Source organism: Bacillus sp. FSL M7-1020 (assembly GCF_038050415.1).
GTDB lineage: Bacteria > Bacillota > Bacilli > Bacillales > Bacillaceae_G > Bacillus_A > Bacillus_A toyonensis.
Genome location: NZ_JBBOTW010000001.1, coordinates 3,972,016 through 3,989,588, shown reverse-complemented (window position 1 = coordinate 3,989,588; position 17,573 = coordinate 3,972,016). Strand labels below are relative to the sequence as shown.

General features: G+C 35.9%; 20 protein-coding genes and 2 other annotated features. Of the genes, 12 read left to right on the top strand and 8 right to left on the bottom strand.

Annotated elements, in window-relative coordinates:
- Positions 1-4 precede the first annotated feature (4 nt).
- From MHB70_RS20445 to MHB70_RS20420, 6 genes are all read left to right on the top strand, one after another.
- Positions 5-1,033 carry a FecCD family ABC transporter permease gene (locus MHB70_RS20445; RefSeq protein ID WP_000445395.1) on the top strand — a complete coding sequence of 343 codons (1,029 nt, stop codon included), beginning with the start codon at positions 5-7 and terminating at the stop codon, positions 1,031-1,033.
- Positions 1,020-1,838, top strand: coding sequence for an ABC transporter ATP-binding protein (locus tag MHB70_RS20440; RefSeq protein WP_000626361.1), 819 nt, complete (start codon positions 1,020-1,022; stop codon positions 1,836-1,838). The genes MHB70_RS20445 and MHB70_RS20440 overlap by 14 nt, the downstream gene beginning before the upstream one ends.
- Entirely contained in the window at positions 1,805-2,200 is a 396-nt protein-coding gene (locus MHB70_RS20435) for an ankyrin repeat domain-containing protein (RefSeq protein ID WP_000556701.1), read from the top strand. Before MHB70_RS20440 ends, MHB70_RS20435 begins: the two co-directional genes overlap by 34 nt.
- 302 nt (positions 2,201-2,502) lie before the next feature.
- Positions 2,503-3,009, top strand: a complete 507-nt coding sequence (locus MHB70_RS20430; RefSeq protein ID WP_000469138.1) for a GNAT family N-acetyltransferase — start codon at positions 2,503-2,505, stop codon at positions 3,007-3,009.
- Positions 3,010-3,064: 55 nt separating this feature from the next.
- Entirely contained in the window at positions 3,065-3,523 is a 459-nt protein-coding gene (locus tag MHB70_RS20425; RefSeq protein ID WP_000276121.1) for a GNAT family N-acetyltransferase, read from the top strand.
- 124 nt (positions 3,524-3,647) lie between these two features.
- Positions 3,648-4,025: a MaoC/PaaZ C-terminal domain-containing protein gene (locus MHB70_RS20420; RefSeq protein WP_000025016.1), complete on the top strand. Its 378-nt coding sequence runs from the start codon at positions 3,648-3,650 to the stop codon at positions 4,023-4,025.
- A gap of 38 nt (positions 4,026-4,063) precedes the next feature.
- Here MHB70_RS20420 and MHB70_RS20415 read toward each other — a convergent pair whose 3' ends face one another.
- On the bottom strand, positions 4,064-4,609 hold the full coding sequence (locus tag MHB70_RS20415) for a helix-turn-helix domain-containing protein (protein ID WP_001020691.1): 546 nt from the start codon (positions 4,607-4,609) through the stop codon (positions 4,064-4,066).
- 156 nt (positions 4,610-4,765) lie between these two features.
- On the opposite strand from MHB70_RS20415, the gene MHB70_RS20410 reads away from it, so the two are divergent.
- Positions 4,766-5,170 (top strand): DoxX family protein, encoded by a 405-nt coding sequence (locus MHB70_RS20410; protein WP_001071553.1) that lies wholly within the window; start codon positions 4,766-4,768, stop codon positions 5,168-5,170.
- 22 nt (positions 5,171-5,192) lie between these two features.
- Entirely contained in the window at positions 5,193-6,050 is an 858-nt protein-coding gene (locus MHB70_RS20405) for a VOC family protein (protein WP_000009834.1), read from the top strand.
- Positions 6,051-6,066: 16 nt separating this feature from the next.
- On the opposite strand, the gene MHB70_RS20400 is transcribed toward MHB70_RS20405, so the two are convergent.
- The 3 genes from MHB70_RS20400 to MHB70_RS20390 form a co-directional block, all read right to left on the bottom strand.
- Positions 6,067-6,381: a 4a-hydroxytetrahydrobiopterin dehydratase gene (locus tag MHB70_RS20400; RefSeq protein ID WP_000979552.1), complete on the bottom strand. Its 315-nt coding sequence runs from the start codon at positions 6,379-6,381 to the stop codon at positions 6,067-6,069.
- Positions 6,362-8,116 (bottom strand): aromatic amino acid hydroxylase, encoded by a 1,755-nt coding sequence (locus MHB70_RS20395; RefSeq protein WP_000162268.1) that lies wholly within the window; start codon positions 8,114-8,116, stop codon positions 6,362-6,364. Before MHB70_RS20395 ends, MHB70_RS20400 begins: the two co-directional genes overlap by 20 nt.
- A 161-nt stretch (positions 8,117-8,277) precedes the next feature.
- Positions 8,278-8,505 (bottom strand) — a binding site (T-box leader).
- A 51-nt stretch (positions 8,506-8,556) separates the two neighbouring features.
- Positions 8,557-8,786 (bottom strand) — a binding site (T-box leader).
- A 70-nt stretch (positions 8,787-8,856) separates the two neighbouring features.
- Positions 8,857-11,604: a S8 family serine peptidase gene (locus MHB70_RS20390; protein ID WP_061529652.1), complete on the bottom strand. Its 2,748-nt coding sequence runs from the start codon at positions 11,602-11,604 to the stop codon at positions 8,857-8,859.
- Positions 11,605-11,832: 228 nt separating this feature from the next.
- Here MHB70_RS20390 and MHB70_RS20385 point away from each other — a divergent pair, with 228 nt between their 5' ends.
- Positions 11,833-13,071, top strand: coding sequence for an eIF2A-related protein (locus tag MHB70_RS20385; RefSeq protein WP_000819442.1), 1,239 nt, complete (start codon positions 11,833-11,835; stop codon positions 13,069-13,071).
- 41 nt (positions 13,072-13,112) lie between these two features.
- Here MHB70_RS20385 and MHB70_RS20380 read toward each other — a convergent pair whose 3' ends face one another.
- The gene (locus MHB70_RS20380; RefSeq protein ID WP_000071861.1) at positions 13,113-13,235 is read right to left on the bottom strand and encodes a DUF4023 domain-containing protein; all 123 of its coding nucleotides are present in this window, start codon (positions 13,233-13,235) and stop codon (positions 13,113-13,115) included.
- 70 nt (positions 13,236-13,305) lie between these two features.
- Positions 13,306-13,644, bottom strand: a complete 339-nt coding sequence (locus MHB70_RS20375; protein ID WP_000871278.1) for a hypothetical protein — start codon at positions 13,642-13,644, stop codon at positions 13,306-13,308.
- A 169-nt stretch (positions 13,645-13,813) separates the two neighbouring features.
- Here MHB70_RS20375 and MHB70_RS20370 point away from each other — a divergent pair, with 169 nt between their 5' ends.
- The 3 genes from MHB70_RS20370 (at position 13,814) to MHB70_RS20360 (ending at position 15,736) form a co-directional block, all read left to right on the top strand.
- Positions 13,814-14,416: a histidine phosphatase family protein gene (locus MHB70_RS20370; protein ID WP_000779725.1), complete on the top strand. Its 603-nt coding sequence runs from the start codon at positions 13,814-13,816 to the stop codon at positions 14,414-14,416.
- Between the two features lie 18 nt (positions 14,417-14,434).
- Positions 14,435-14,971 carry a hypothetical protein gene (locus MHB70_RS20365; protein ID WP_000935634.1) on the top strand — a complete coding sequence of 179 codons (537 nt, stop codon included), beginning with the start codon at positions 14,435-14,437 and terminating at the stop codon, positions 14,969-14,971.
- A 264-nt stretch (positions 14,972-15,235) separates the two neighbouring features.
- Positions 15,236-15,736, top strand: coding sequence for a DoxX family protein (locus MHB70_RS20360; protein WP_000236610.1), 501 nt, complete (start codon positions 15,236-15,238; stop codon positions 15,734-15,736).
- Positions 15,737-15,777: 41 nt separating this feature from the next.
- Here MHB70_RS20360 and MHB70_RS20355 read toward each other — a convergent pair whose 3' ends face one another.
- Positions 15,778-16,662 (bottom strand): alpha/beta fold hydrolase, encoded by an 885-nt coding sequence (locus tag MHB70_RS20355; RefSeq protein WP_000808868.1) that lies wholly within the window; start codon positions 16,660-16,662, stop codon positions 15,778-15,780.
- A 15-nt stretch (positions 16,663-16,677) separates the two neighbouring features.
- On the bottom strand, positions 16,678-17,511 hold the full coding sequence (locus MHB70_RS20350) for a GNAT family N-acetyltransferase (RefSeq protein WP_000706708.1): 834 nt from the start codon (positions 17,509-17,511) through the stop codon (positions 16,678-16,680).
- Positions 17,512-17,573: the final 62 nt, after the last annotated feature.

Below are 17,573 nucleotides of genomic sequence, written 5' to 3'. Positions count from 1 at the left end.
AAGTATGGAGAGTAATGAAGTAGTAAGAGAAAAGGAACATCCTTTTGCGAAAAAAAGATGGGGAATAGCAGTTATTTTAGTCGTATTAACGATTCTAGGTCTTTTTTACGGTCTTTTCGCGGGAAGTTTATCCTTTTCTTTACGAGACATCCTAACAGGGATGCAAGATGAAGGTTCGATAGTTCATCGAATTGTATGGGATCTTCGTATACCAAGGGTGCTCGTTGGATTTATAGTAGGAACGTGTTTAGCGACATCAGGTGCATTATTGCAAGGGGTTATGAGAAACCCTCTTGCAGACCCTGGTATTATCGGGGTTTCATCTGGAGCGGGTCTTGTAGCAATTATAATTATGATTTTATTTCCTCAGCACATGGCTTTTTTACCGCTAGGGGCGTTTTTAGGAGCTTTCATCACAGCAATGGTCATCTATGCTTTATCATGGCAAAAAGGGGCACCACCTTCAAGAATTGTCTTAGTAGGTGTGTCGATTAATGCATTGATTGGTGCAGCAACGTCAGCATTAATGTTATTACATAGTGACAAAGTACAATCTGTTTTACCGTGGTTAGCTGGTGGCATTGGTGGTGTAAGCTGGGCACATTTAAATATGATTATTTATTATGCGATATTTGCTATTATATTAGCCTTCTTTGGTATTAAGCATATTCGAGTATTAATGCTTGGAGATGAAATGGCAAAGTTATTAGGACATAACGTGGAAAAAAGTCGTTTTTATTTAATCGTAGTAAGTACATTATTAGCTGGAATAGCAGTTAGTGTTTCTGGACTTATTGGGTTTGTCGGTCTTGTTGTACCGCATATGCTACGTTTATTAGTTGGAAATGATTATAAATATTTGCTGCCTCTATCATGTCTTGGCGGCGGGGTATTACTTGTTTTTGCGGATGCGATAGCTCGAAGCTGGTTCGATCCAATCGAATTGCCTGTTGGTATTTTATTATCCTTCTTAGGTGGTCCGTTCTTCTTATATTTAATTCATAGAGGAGGAAAACAACGTGATTTCCGTTGAAAAAGTGTTTTACGCACATTCTGAAAGATTTCAAATGCAAAATATGAATGTACATATTAAAGCTGGAGAAGTTGTTAGTTTAATTGGACCGAATGGATCGGGGAAATCTACTTTGCTTCGTTTAATGGCAAGGCTACTTAAACAAAGCGAAGGGGAAATCATTTTAGATGGGAAAAATATTCATACGATGAAGAGTGCCGATGTAGCAAAGCAATTAGCGATGTTACCACAAATGCATGATCATCAATTAGATTTAACAGTGAAAGAATTAATTGAATTTGGAAGAGGCCCCCATAAATCATGGAGTGTTCGCTTAAATAAAGAAGATGAAGAAATTGTTAATTGGGCATTGTCTGTTACAAATCTTGAAGGGTATGAATATCGTCTTTTACAATCTTTATCAGGAGGAGAAAGGCAGCGTGCTTGGATTGCAATGACGCTAGCACAACGCACGAATGTTTTATTATTAGATGAGCCAACAACTTTTTTAGATATCGTTCATCAGTTGGAAGTAATGGAACTTGTGAAACGATTAAATGAGGAGTTTGGTATGACAATTGTAATGGTTTTACATGACATTAACCAAGCTACTCAATATAGTGATCGTTTACTCGTATTAAAGCGAGGGGAGATTCAGTATGACGGTGTACCAGAAGAAGTATTATGTCATGAAATGTTTCAATATGTATTTGGTATAGAAGTGGATATTTTTCAAGGAAGTGACAAACCATTTTTTACACCGAAACGAATTTCTAAAAAAGGAGAAGAGCGATGCATACAGAAGAGCGTATTACCACTGAGTTAGTAAGAGAATTTGTTATGGCAGCTCACGGAAATTTAGAAAAAGTACAGGAACTGTTGGTTGAATCGCCCAGCTTACTTCATGCCTCTTACAATTGGGGCGGATCAGATTGGGAAAGTGCCTTAGGAGCATCGGCACATGTAGGTCGTAAAGATATTGCTCTTTATTTACTGGAAAAGGGTGCTCGCATGGATATTTTTGCTGCAGCTATGCTTGGAGAGTTAGAAGTTGTACAAGCTATTTTAGTAGCACAACCAGAAGCATTACGTGCATCTGGCCCACATGGTATTTCCCTTCTTCAACATGCGCGAATGGGTGGAGAAAAAGCACAGCGTGTGTTTGATTACTTAACAGTGCTCTCTTAATGACCGCAAAAGTTCTTATGTGCGGTAAACTTTTCAAATAATTGAAAAGTTTACCGCCCGTTAGAACGGGATAAGTATCTAGTATATTTGAAAATCCTACACCCCCCTCAATTGTAGTTTTCTTTGTGCTAGTTATGATATGGATGCAGTAGACAATATTTGTCTACTGCTTTTTTTATCGGGTAAAAGAATGAACATTCTGCATTTTTTGTTTCGTTCATTTATAATAGGTAGTAATACTTATTATACATGTAAAATATGGTCGTGAAATAAAGAACACATTAGTGGGAAGGAGTGCAGAAATGTTTCATACAGATCGTTTACAAGTTCGCAAATATACAATGGATGATTTACAGTTCTACGCTTCACTATGGGGAAACGAGAAGGTAATGCGCTATATTGGAAATGGGACGTTAAAAACATATATGCAATGCAAAAAAAGCTTGGAGGAGTGGGTAATTCCTAATTATAAAAATGGTCTCGGTTTATTTGTAATGATTGAAAGGGAAACGGGAATACGAATTGGTCATGCGGGACTAGTAAAGCAGAAGATAGATGGAAAAGAGGAAATTGAAATTGGTTATTGGTTACTTCCTCAGTATTGGGGAAAAGGGTATGCGAAAGAAGCAGCTGCGGCATTTCGAGACTACGGTTTCCAAGCATTACAAATGAATAAATTAATTTCTCTTATTAATCCGAACCATCCCGCCTCAATATTTGTTGCTAGAAAAACAGGGCTTAGTTATGAGAAAACAACTTCATTTCAGGGGATGGATGTTCTTGTTTATTCGATTAAGCGAGTTGGATGAAAAAAGGTAAATTGCATCTTTTGAAGAATGGTATATAAAAATAAAGGGGGATTACATGTATATTTACCATAATGGGCTTATTATCCGTGAAGGAACGAATGGAGTACCAGCATATGCAATTAAAACTTTATTTGAAGATGCCGGTTGGAGTAATGATAATATCCCTTCTTGGCAAATTGAAAAATTTACGCTTGCATTTGAAAATTCAACATGGGCTTTCACAATTTGGGATGAAGAAGAAATGGTTGCGATGGTTAGAGTGATTTCTGATCAAATGATGGTTGCTAACATAGTAAATTTGGTTGTGAAGTGTGAGTATAGGGGGAAAGGATTGGGTAAGAAACTTGTAGCTCTTTGTTTACAAAAGCTTCCCCATGGTGATTGGTTTGCACATACATCTGCGAACAATTTTGATTTTTATAGAAGTTGTGGATTTGAAGTTAGAGAGTTATCCAGAAATGGTACATGTGCGTATTATGGATACCAAATCGCAAAAAGAGATGGTCATCGGTAAATGGGTGAAAAGTAAAGAAATACAGTTATAAGTATTTCTAATTATTTTTTGTAATAGAAAATGAATTAAGACTCATTTCATGATAAAATGAAAGAAAATTCAGTTTATTATTAGGGGGATAAAAATGAGTATAAAAGTTGGGGAAGTATTTAAATATGAAAGAAGATTTACTGAGGAAGAAGTTTTCGAATTTGCAAATATTACAGGTGATAAAGGGAGACATCATATGGAATATGATGAGAATGGCCGATTAATGGTTCATGGTTTATTGACTGCTAGCATTGGAACGAAAGTAGGCGAAGAGTTACATTACATAGCAAGAGAATTAGTAAGTGAGTTTATTAGACCAGTTTTTACAGGGGATACGATTACTTGTGAATTAACTTTAACAAATATAGAGCAAATGGAAGGGTATAAAAAAGTTTCAATCGAATCAGTTTATCGCAATCAACATGAAAAGACGGTGCTAGTTGGGACAAGTTACGGGATTATACGAGAATAAAAAAGAAGCCTGTTTGAAGCAGGCTTCTTTTTTATTGATTAGTAAACGCGTTTTCGATTCTCCGCATGACTAGAGATAAGTAATAGTGCGGATTCTTTTCCTACATTACGAACAATATGTGGAACGCATGCATTCCAAGAGAAAGAATCACCTTCTTCTACAATTGCAATATCTTCACCATGTTGAACTTCTAGCTTTCCGCGTAATACAAGATGACACTCTTCACCTTCATGGGCATTTGGTGAGTTTTCTTTCGGAAACCCGGCAGGAATTTCTACGAGATTCAGGCGAAGGCCACCTTGCTCCGCAACATGTTCAATTCTTTGCTCATCTTTGCCGTATACACTGTATTTTCGTTCTTCTTTTTTAACAATTTTCAATCGATCTTTTTGTTCTAACAATAAATAGGGAAGGGGAACGTTTAAAAAATTTGAGATCGTTTCTAACGTTGAGATAGATGGTGATGTTTTATTATTTTCAACCTGACTCATAAAGCCTTTAGAAAGACCTGTTCCTTCACAAATTTGTGCAATTGTTATGCCTCTACGTTGACGAATTTCACGTATTGCAGAACCAATATTCATAAAATCAAGCTCCTTTTTGTAAACAACTATTTGTATCATAGCAAAAAAAATATATTTTTTCCCAATGAAAATGAATTGACGAATAAAAAAAATTAGTGTATGTTTTGTAATGTGAATAAAAGTTTTGTATAAGAAAACTATAAAGGAGAGAAAGAAATGAATCAACATATTGGTAACTTAATTATTCGTATCGTGTTAGGGGTAACGTTCTTTATGCACGGTTTAACAAAATTCCAATCAGGAATTGACAATATTGCAGGATGGTTTACAAGCATTGGTTTACCAGGAGGACTGGCATACGGTGTAGCAACATTTGAATTAGTTGGAGGCCTATTATTAATTCTAGGTTTAGGTGTAAGATATATTGGATTATTATTTGCACTTGTTATGGTTGGGGCAATCGTAAAAGTGAAATGGTCAGCTGGTTTATTGGGAGATGGAAAAAATCCTGGTTTCGAATTAGAACTTGCATTATTAGCAATGGGTGCATACTTATTTGTTGCAAAAGCTGATGGTTTTGTAGATAATTTCTTAAAAGAAAAAATGTCAAAGAAGAACTAATTTAAATGGGGGGGCTAACAAGATGAGTTTTCAACTTCATCCCGATACAACACTTGATGTTGTTCATTTATACGTATCTAATGTAAAGAAATCACTAGAGTTTTATACGGAAGTACTAAGTATGAAGGTGCTAAAAGAAGAAGAAGCAGTCGTTACATTTGGGAATGAAAATGATGAACCACTTCTTATCATTGAAGAAAAGAAAGAAGCTTTTCCGAAGCAAAGAGCAAGAACAGGGTTATATCATTACGCAATTTTATTACCAAGTAGGCAGGATTTAGCGAATGTTCTTCGTCATCTTGTAGAGATGGTATATCCACTACATGGTGGAGCCGATCATTACTTTAGTGAAGCTCTTTATTTAGCTGATCCAGATGGAAACGGGATTGAAATTTATCATGATCGACAAAAAGAAGTTTGGCGTGATGAGAATGGAGAACTCCCATTTGTTAGTAACCCGTTAGCTGGTGAAGAATTATTACAGCAAGGAAGTACATGGAATGGATTTCCAGATGGTACTGTGATGGGGCATATTCATTTCCATGTAGCTGATTTAGAGGAAGCGAAACGTTTCTATGTTGATGGTCTTGGTTTTGAAATAACGATCCCAGCTCGTAATGGAGCGTTGTTCGTATCAGCAGGTGGTTATCATCATCATATCGGTTTAAATACGTGGCAAGGTGAAGGGGTACCACCGCAAATGCCAGGTTCTGTTGGTTTGAAATATTTCACAATTGTACTAGCGGATGAAAAACAAAAAGAGCAAGTATGTGAAAGCTTAAAAAATATTGGCAAAATTGCTACGTACAAAGATGGAATATTACAAGTCGAGGATCCATTTGGACATTGTATCCATTTCAAAATAAAAAGAGAAGCCTAAAAAGGCTTCTCTTTTTTTATTTTCTTATAATTGCATTTTCGTTTTGTAAAAATAGTTCATCAAATTGTTTTGCAAGCTCAAAATCTAGTTTCGTTAAACCTTTTGCATTCCAAGATGACAAAGTAATAATAACTGCTTTATACTGGATAAGGATAAATGGATGGTGATTATGTTCTTCTGATAGTTTGGCGGCTTCAGAGACAAATTCGACTCCTTTTAAGTAGTCGGAAAACATATATTTTCGTTCAATCCATTTCTCATCTTTTACCATCCATTTATCTACCTTCAATAACTCCTCGCGAACTTCTTCTTCAGTTAATCTTAGCATCATTTCTCACACCCTTTACTGGAAGTAACGTAAGACCATTGTTAATAAGGCGTGTTACAGCTTCGTCAGTTGTGAAAGTAGAAAGTTGATGTAGTAATGCTGCAGATGTTTCATGCCCTTTGTTATGCTCTAAAAGTAATTCTAATATTTCAAGGCGAAGCAGCCATTCTTTCGCATAAAATGTATTTAATACTTCTTGAATTGCTACTAATTGATCGATATGCGCGTCGTGTAAAATCCCCTCACTTCGAATATCTCGAACTGTTTGATACATACGTTCAAGTTCATTCAGTACAAGTGGAGCAGGAATTTCTTGAACTTCTTCATCCATTGGGAAAAATGCTGCTGCATCTGCGGCACCTGGGAATACTGAAGTGATTTGTGAGCCAACAGCCATATCAAATGCGCCCCATGAAGCATCAAATAGTAAACGATCTTTATAAGTAACTGTACAATCTATAAACGAGATAAGGGCAATTTTATTATCATTCTTTACAATATCAGTTACTGTTCCTTTTACATGAATGTCACTTGCAAAAGTAAAATCTGCGCTGTTTCCAATTGTAATGCCTAATGAATGTAACTTTTCTTCTGTACAATCTTCTAGTGCGATATTACCATTTAGTAATCCGATCGGTGTCCCGAATCCATCACTGTGTACAGAGGTAGAATGATTTGCCAACTGCTTATTATGAATTGCTAATGCAGTTGGAGAGCTTGTTCGCATGTAAATGACTTCGCCGGCATCATTTTTAATTGTTTCTGTAAATGTGCCCGTAATTTGTAATCCGCTACTTAACTCAGTTGTGGCATGATTTTCGGAGTGAATTGCTTTTTCTAATCCTTCTGTGCCACCTGTTTTGAATGCCATCGTTTCAGAGAACGTCTCAAGCGCCTCAGTTAACTCTTCAAATGATTGACAAACAAATAGCTGTGGTTGCATTTTTGTCACATCATAAGTTGTCCCTGTGCAAGCTTCAATTGAGAAAGGAACTTTTTCTACAGCATCTGTTAAGCAATGTTTGCTTTCGCCGACAGAGGAAAGAAGACCAGCACCGTAAATTTTTGGATCGTCAATATTTCCAATTAATCCGTACTCCACTGTCCACCAGAAAAGACGTGAAATTTGTTCAGCTTCTGATAAACCAGAAACTAAGTTTTGTTTTTCAATTACAGCATTTTCAGCAGCCTTAACTTCATCAGGAGTAGAAGTAGGGCTTTCTTTGACAATCGTTAATGTACGAACAGCTTCAAATGCATCATGTTCTTCTTTTGTAGAGAAAGCTTTTGCACCAATTTGTCCAAAACGTTTCACATATTTTGCATATGTAGGATCAAGTAAAATCGGTGCGTGTCCTGCCGCTTCGTGTACAATATCTGGAGCTGGTGTGTACTCGATATTTTCTACTTTACGAATATCTGTTGCAATTGGTAGTAATCCGTTCCCCTGAAAATCGAAAAATGCGACGCCAGGAATAAGGCCATCAATTGTTACAGCTCCCCAGCCGCTTGGTGCTAAGCATTCATTCATTTCTTCTACCTTTGGAATTGCATCTATATTAATACCAGATGATTGTAGTCCATTCACATAGGCTGGATGGGCAACGTCTTTTAAGAAGCTATGATTTTGTCTCATAATGTAACGCCACACAGCGTGATTCACCGGTGTGTATTGATCATAATGTTGTGTGGATACGAATGGTTTTAAATGCGATGGGATTTCTATTTTCTTTGTCATTTAGACATCCTCCTTGTTTTCTATAAAATTGAATATGAGTTTCGTATAGCTTATATCACCCCCTTTCAAATTGTAAGCGCTTATAAAATTTTATCATAAGATTCGGAATTATTTAACATTTGTTTCTTTGAGAAATAGAAAAAGCCCCTATCGGAACATCCGATAGGGGCGAAAGAATCGCGGTACCACCCTATTTGTAAGTGAAAATACACTTACATCTCAATTCATGATAACGGAAAAACTCCGTCTTTTCCTTCATGCATAAAAGCACTACGAAAAAGAAGCTCCAGAATTGTAATTCGTACTTATATATGTGCTAATTTCCACCGACCACTAGCTCTCTGTAACAGGGATATAATATACTACTGCGATTCTTTCAATGCGTATATATGAAGTTGTATAAAAGGGAAGGACGCAAAAAAGCCCCTATCGGAAAATCCGATAGGGACGATAAAAATCGCGGTACCACCCTAATTGTAAACATAAAAATTGTTTACCACTCACTTTAAGATAACGGAAAGATCCGTCTTCCTCTTCATGCACTATGTGCACTACGGGAAAGAAGCTCCAGAATTGTAATTCACGCTTGTATATGTACTGATTTACACCAACCATCAGTTCTCTGAGACAGGGATATAAGTCGCTACTAGTATTCCTTCAAAGCCGATATATAATTCGTTCAACTAAACTATGTTTCGTATTATAAAACTATTTTTAAAAGATTGTCAACAATAATTTAATTATTTCACTTCTAAATCAACATTCAAATTAGATGTATTTCCAGCGGCATCAGTTGCTACAATGTGAATTGTATTCTTTCCTTGCTGTAATTGACTACGATCGAAATAAATTTCGTAGTTTTTCTCCCAATGGTTCAGGAATGCATTTTCCCATGTACCATTCCCGTTAATTTCATACTGTATCGTGACAGGATGCCCTGGAGCAACCCATCCGGATTCTGTCATCCAATCTAACAGTATATCAGTTACTTTCCCTCTAATTATGAGATTTTCTTGATCAACTTCGTGTGTTAATTTAGGTGCAGTGCGGTCGACAAACACAGCCCCTGTTTGTTTCGTTTCTCCACCAGAATTAGAAGCAACAGCTTCAATTTGGTATAAGCCGTCAGGCAGAGGGGATCCACCAACTTTTGTACCATTCCATTTGAAAGATTTATAACCTGGTGTTTCATTTTTACCTTGATAAACGATACCTTGATAGGTTACTCGGTCTTTCGTAATTAAATTAGCGTGAAACGTTACATCCTCAACGGGTGTAACTAAATAGTAATTGATAAGATTGTCATCTAGTATTTGGTCATTATTTGGACTGAAAGTAGAATTAACAATTTCAAGGCCATCAATACGTTTGTATTCTTTTGGATCAATGCTAAATGTAAATGGAATACGTATTTCTTCTGTCTTACCTTGTTCTTTTACATATACATTCCCTGTATATACACCTTGTGGCAAAGAACTATCCACAGTAATGGTAAAAGGTTTTTCTATGTTACTATTCGGTTTTACGCTCACAGAAGAAGCGAAAGAAGTTTGAACTTTCGTTTTTGTATCTAATAGTTCAATGCGAGTTGAAAAGTTTTTCTTTTTGCTAGAAAGATTTTGTAGTGTAATATTTTGTGTTAATTTTACTTTTCCGCTATTTGGTTTAATTAGACCGAAACTTACATTGTTTGGTGTAACTAATGCGTCCGCTTTTACTGCTTTTGGAATATTAATTAAGCCCGATCCTTGTGTCATAACAGGATATGTGTTTTCATTTACGTCTTTTAATGTTTCGGCTGTATTGGCAAGAGATGATTTTAATTGTTCTGTCGTCCAATCAGGATGCATTTGACGTAATAGAGCAACGGCTCCAGCTACTTGCGGCGCAGCCATACTTGTCCCATTGTGAGATTCATAGCCACCTCTTGGTACTGTACTTGTAATTTGTACGCCAGGTGCAACAACATCAGGCTTTATAAGCCAACTTCCTTGTGATGGTCCCCTTGAACTAAAATTACCAATAAGTTCTGTTTGTTTTGGTTGTCCAATTTTTATATTTTTCTTTCGTTTTGTAATTAAACTTTTCAACTCTTCGCCATTCGTATTGGATAGCTGCATAACAGGAAGAGCTACTTCTTCACGACCAAAATATTCTGGCATAATATTAATTTCTTTTTCGTTAGAAATTAGTAGCACGCCGAGAGCGCCAGCTTGTTTTGCTTGTTCAGCTTTTACAAACGTGCTCGAAGTCCCTTGTAAGACAAGCGCGAACTTACCTTTTACATCTTGTTTAGCGTAATCACTTGGATTACCGTATCCAACATATACAAGCTGGGCATCGTTTCCTACTTGGAAATCCGATTTTGATAACGGTAATCCTTGGTAAGATTTATTGGAACCAGCTACTTGGAATGTTGGAAATGGAATAGAAACTGTAGATGCTCCAACAGAGATGACACTACTTGCATTCCCAGGTGCATCTACAGACCAAGGTTTGGGTCCATCATTTCCATTTGATACGACCGCAGTAACACCAAGTTTCGCCGCCCGTTCTAGCGTCATTGTTACAGGTTGATCGGGTACATTTAAATCTTGACCAAGAGATAGATTTAAAACATCGGCACCATCTTGAATAGCATGCTCAATACCTTGAATAATATCTTCGGTTGTACCAGTACCCCCATCATTCATGACACGGTAAGCAAGTATAGAGGCATTTGGAGCAATCCCTTTTATTTTTCCATTACCAGCGATAATTCCAGCAACATGAGTACCGTGTACGTTTCCGTCCATCGGATCATTATCTTCATCGACTGTATCATAGCCGCCGATATAATTTGCTTTTAAATCAGGGTGTGTATAGTCTACACCTGAATCGATAATAGCGACTTTCATTCCTTTTCCATCAAGTGGTTTGCCAGTCGGATCTTTTAAATTCCAAGCTTCAGGCGCACCAACTGTCGGCCCTCCAATATTTGGTGTTTCTTGATTAGCCGGACTTTTTGACGTTTCATGTAATTTGTATGTTAAGTTTGGATAAATTGTTTTTACTTCAGGTAAAGAAGCTAGAGCGGTAATTTGATCCCCTGGAATAGAGATAGAAAACCCAGAAAATAACGTACTATACGTTTCTTTTATCGTTGCTTTCGGTGCTTTTTCTTTTATTTTCTTAGTAGTATCTTCTTGTGCTTTTTTTAGTTGCGCATGATAAGACTGGGCATTATTATTTTGTAAATCTGGAGCATGTTGAATGTTACTTTGTGAAGCGAGTGGAGCATGTTGCAATTCTACAATGACAGATATTTCTTTTGATGTTTTTGTTTCAACATTTTGCGTAATTTTATTTTCTCCCCATTGTGTAATGTTTGCTTTTAACTGTGGACTAAATTGCTTCTCTTTTTGCAGTGATTCAGCATGGGCGCTTAAAGCTCCAAAACTGGAAAAGACGAGCGCCATACTCAGTAGTGTAGATGTAGTTTTTTTCATAGAAACTCCCCCTGATAAAAAGTGTCAATATTCCGAAAATTAATCTTACAAATTTATCTCGAATTACATAATCGGATGTTAGATAAACTATATTTTCGGCATAATTCATACCAATCCTCTATGAATTTAAAATTTCTTGGGAAATTTTTTCTGATTATGTCGAATAGGTATTTTTTACATATTGTAGGTGGACATTGAGGAATGCTATGAGGGAAATGGAGGGGTATTATGAAACGGTTCATAGTAAGCGTTGGTACAATGTTAGTCTTATTTTTATGTTCAATCATTAATAGTAGCGCAGAAAATAATGAAGCGAAAATTGCTTTTATTCGTCATCATGACCTCTGGATTAAAGTTGAGGGGAAAGAGAAACAACTTACAAAAGGAGAGTATATAACAGGGCCAAAGTGGTCTCATGATGGAGAGTGGCTGGCATATGTAAAAGGAAAGAAAGAAGGTAGTCTTGAGTTATATCGGCTGAAAGATGGAAAGAAAGTTACGCCGTTTCACTCAGAAGCATCGAATTATCAATGGTCACCAACAGAAAATATAATTGCATTTATATTTACAGGTACATTAAATACATTTGATGTAGAAAAAAAGAATACAGATTTTGAAAATGTATCGGCAGGTGTAGGAGATTATGCATGGTATCCTGATGGAAAGAAGTTTTTTGTATCATCTGAAGCACATTTACTTCCAACAGGGTGGACAGGAGCCCAGCTATATGAAGTACAAAAAGATGCACATATGAATCCTCATAAAATGAAGCATTTGTATGCATTACCAAATGAACATGATGATTTCCTAGCATTAGTTGCAAGTGGCTTTCAGTGGTCGCCAGATCAAAAGTGGATTTCATTTTTAGCAGTACCGACAGCTTCATGGTCAGCTGATAGCAATACGCTTTGCTTAGTTCGTGCAGATGGTAGTCGTTTTGAAAAGGTAGATCAAATGTTATTAAACACACAATGGTTCAAATGGGCGCCAGCCAACAATATATTGGCCTATATTGAAGGAAGCGGGAGAGTTGCGTTAGAGAATAAACATTTAAAAGTAAAAGAATTGCCAGCACTTCAACAGAACACATTTACACCGAAAGGATATGTCGATTGGGATTTTACATGGAAGAATGATAACGTAATTATCGTTTCACGAGCAAAAGAGGCGGGGATAGAAACTCCACCAGAAAAAAGACCACTACCATCTTTATATGAAATCGATAGTACAAGCGACGAACAACATCGAATCACAAAGCCACCTCATAGGCAAGGAGATTATCATCCGCTCTTCATGAATAAGAGTAATCAATTAATATGGATACGTTCAGACCGTAAGAAAGCGGATGTATGGCTTGCTCATAAAGATGGAAAGCATGAAATGAAGTGGATTGAAAATATAGATGTACCAGAGTGGTATTATGAGAAATGGAATTGGGAAAATGTTATCTCGGTGAAAGAAGAATAAAAAACCTGCCTAAAAGATAATTTTAGGCAGGTTTTTTATTGTTATTTATGTGTTTTATTTGGCTTCTTTTTCGCTGGGTTTCCGTTCCCCTGACGTTTTCTATTTTGTTCATCTTTTGCTTGTTTTTCATGCAGTGTATCTAAAAAATCATTCGAGTTACTCATTTTTCTATCGCTCCTTTCATTTCGTCCTAATTACTATAACCATTTAGGAGGATAATCATGAGATAAAAAGTTAAGCGCTTAATTTTCTTCGGTAGTATATGTAAAAGATGCCATACGTAATAAATAGCATAAATAAAATTTGTAACTCTATATTTTCTTTTAAAATAGTTGCGATAGAAGATGGTAAGTAAGGTGATGTATTGTTTGTTTCTACACCTAACCATTTGTTTAAGAGGTTAATGGTACAAAACATAAAAACACCGGACCAGCTTGCAATAATTGCTTTCTGTTTAATTTTTGTTTCTCGTTCATCATCTGTAATCCAAGGATTAGCAGTTTTATCACTACTAAAAAATCCGTTTATATATCCCCATATAATCATTCCAATTAAGATGGTTATCCATTTCATATTTATAATTCCCCTCTTCCTTGTAAAAAGTATTTTACATATGCAATTGTAATATTTTCCTGTTATTTATGTCGAATACTTTTTACATATTGTTTTTTTATAGCAGGAATAATGAATGAGATAGGGAAGAAATTATGTTGAAGGATTTCATGGAGAGAGGAGGATGGGTATGAAACTCGTCTTTGTTCGGCACGGTGAAGGAGAACATACAAAGGATTTGCCGGCAAGTTTACAAATGTTGAATTCATCATTAACGGATGAGGGAAGGAATCAGGCTGGATTCATTCAATTCAATGTACCATTACAGAAAACAGATATATTAATCGCTAGCCCTACACTTAGAACTTTACAAACGGCGGCGATATGGAGTGAGAAAGTAGCTTGTCAAAAAATCGTTCATCCATATGCATCCCCACGTATTTTTCCTTATCGAGAAGGAGCGAAAACATTACCATGTGATCACATAGTAGATCAAGGAATAATAACAAATTTATTTCCACATTTTTCGATTGCGAAAAGTACAAATAAGCAGTTATGGACGGAAGGTATAAATACTATTTCAGAGAATCGTTTTCAGCAAATAGTAGATGAATTTCTTCTTTGGTGTTATGAGCTGGGGGCGGAAAGAATTTGCATTGTATCTCACGACGGGACAATTACAGCGTATCGGCAATATTTACAGAAAGTCGTTTTAACTAGATCTGATTTTTTGAAAGAAACGGGTATATATAAAATGGATGTATCCCTTAATAGTTTGATTGAGGAGATCTAATTATAGGATGGAGGGTGTATGTTGAATGTTGCACTAGTAGTTGGCTTTAATTCTGATTTAGAGGCACAATCAATCCGAGCATCGCTTGAATATTTTGGGGCAAGAGTTGTGACATATTGGATTGGTAGGCCGAATGATTTCGTGGAAATTCTTTCTGGAAAGAACTTATATAACGATATCAATTATGTTATTTTTTGCTTTCATGGTGAGGAAGGAAAGTTTGTCATGGAAGAGTTAGGTGAAGATATTTACGAACAAGATGAACCGAGAGGGAACTTTGGAGCGAAAGAAATTTATAAATATGCAAAATTGCATAATACACATATTGTAAATAGTGGGTGCACGTTAGGGGAGGGGAAATTAGCAGAATCATTTTTATATAGTGGCGCGAAATCGTATATTGGGTCGATAGATTACGTAGATGGGAATGCAGCGCTTATGTTTACAATACGCTTATTTTACAGTGTTATTAACCATGACAAAACGTTAGAAGAAGCCTTTCAAGAAGCGAGATTAATTGATGAAGAGACCGATACTTTTCGATTATATAAGTAGTGCGAGACGTGTTTATTTAAATATAGAATAAACACGTTTCACATTTAGCACACATTTTTTTTACAATTTTTTCAATGAAAATGATTATCACCTGTGGTATGATATGTTCAAGTTTTTATAGGTAATAAAAGTTACTATATAAACGTTAGTTTTTAATGTTTAATATGTATGACACAAATTATTCATAATTAACGTTTGAAAAATAAGTAACTAATGTTATTATATTATCTGTAACTGACTTAATTACACCTTTAGGAGGAAGATATGGTTATTCAATTTTTAAGAGAAAACAAAGCAGTTTCTTTTGTATTAGCAGTAATTCGAGTATATCTTGGTTACACATGGTTAATGGCTGGAATTGGTAAACTACAAGGAAAAGGATTCGATGCAACGGGTTATTTACAAGGTGCAATTGAAAAATCTAAAGGAGCACAACCGGCTGTTCAATCTTGGTGGGCATCATTTTTACAAGAATTTGCAATTCCAAATGTAGATTTGTTTAATACACTTGTAACATGGGGAGAAATTTTAGTTGGAATTGGTTTAATTGTAGGCTGTTTAACAAAAACAGCGGTCTTTTTTGGCCTTGTAATGAACTTTTCCTATATGTTTAGTGGGTCAATCGGTGTGAACCCTGAGATGGTTATCTTATCTATGTTTGTTCTTGTTTCCGGTATGAACGCTGGGAAATTTGGAATGGATGGTTTCATTATCCCGAAAGTATTGGGATCAAAAACTCAAAAACGTCAAAAGCAAGCTGCTTAATATATGAAAACGGGTATCTCAAAATGAGATACCCGTTTATGTTATTTTTCAAATTGGATCGGATTATTGTTAAAGAAGTCTTTTACATACCCTACAAATTCTTGTGGTTCTTGGCGAAATGGTGCGTGATAACCTTTTTCAATAATATGTAAAGTGCTGTTTGTTAAGAATTGGTGATACGTTTCTCCTTCTTTCCAAGAAACGCTACTATCATTTCTTCCCCATATAATTAAAGTTGGTTGTTTCATTTCATTTGCATTGATTTTAAGTCGTCTAGGCCATAACTTCATTTTATTATAATGCTCTTCATCATTACGCTTGAATTTCACTTTGCTCTCATCATAATCTGCAATTGAAGAAACGGCACTTAAATCAGTCGACAACTGTGGCTTTGGTGATCCTTGTTTATGAACGAATGTATGAGGGCCACCTGTAGCGTCAGTTAAAATAAGGTGGGTAACCGCTTCAGGGTATAAATATGTTAAATTAAGAGAAATTTCTCCACCCATCGAATGCCCTAATATTGCGAATGAATCATACCCTAGTTTTTTCATTAACTTATAATACAAATTTGCATGAGTTGGGAAAGAATAATAAAAATCCATCGGCTTAGATGAACGCCCGAATCCTAAAGCATCTACAGAAATAATCGTATGATCTTTTGCTAAATCGGAATAAATCTTTTGGAAACCATCTGATGATCCTCCAAATCCATGGATCATAAGTAAAGGTGGTTTTTCATTACCGATTTTTTTAAAGTAAATCGTTTGACCGTCTATTTCTACCATTTTTTCCTCGGTAGCTAGTTTTGCTGTAATTGTATTTTTAACTTGTTTTACTTGTTCTACTGGCTTTTCTGCTGCACTACATCCTACTAATAGTGTAAGAGTAAGACAACCTACCATAAAATAGCTAAACTGCTTCAATTAGTTGTCTCCTTTCTAACATAATGCTGTATCTATCACAGCAAATAGCATATTACGATTTCCAGGAAGTTGGCTACCATTTTTTATCATAAGAGGTGAAAGGAGCGTTTCTTGGAAATTGTCTGTTTGAAGAAAGTTACGAAATGTAAATTGTGAATGCGGGACATCAATTCGTACGATACCATGCCAACACTCACAAATCTTTTTTAATAATCGAATAGCATCTTCCTCTTGTTTTGCGATAAGTGGATTGATACATAAAATATTCCCTTTCTGTATACAGAAGGAAAAAGCTTCTATACAGTTATTTCTCTCAATTTTAAAAGAGTGTACAGCTCTTGGTAATAATAATGAGTAGAGTAGAGAGCGATTGGCACCAGTTACAATTTCATCGAGAGAGGTAATAGAGATAAGGTCTTTTTCTTTCACTTGTTGTGTTTGAACGGTATTCGTCTTAGTAGTTTGTTTTTCAAAACGATGTATCGTCGTTACTGTTTGAAATCCGCATGATGTGTATAAGGGCTCGCCAGCTTTTGTTGCAATAAGTGCAATTGGTTGTTTTGAGTGAGCGTGTTTCAAACAGCTATCTAGTAACATACGTCCAATTCCTCGCCCTTGAAAATGAGGATGAACGATTAACATGCCAATGGAAGAAAAGCTACTTGTAAAGGGAAATACACCTCCAGTTGCAATGAGTTTATTTTCATGAATATAACCTACAAGTGTGCCAATAGAGAGGTACATTTTGAATTGTTTTTTCATAAAGATTTCATCTTGTAACCATCCAACAGATTTGCAAAGATTGAGTAATTCAACAATGAAAGATTCATTTAGCTTTACTATTTTCATAAAAGTACACCACATTTCTATTTGTTTTCATAAAAATAGATTCGAAATGTAAAATAAGAGGT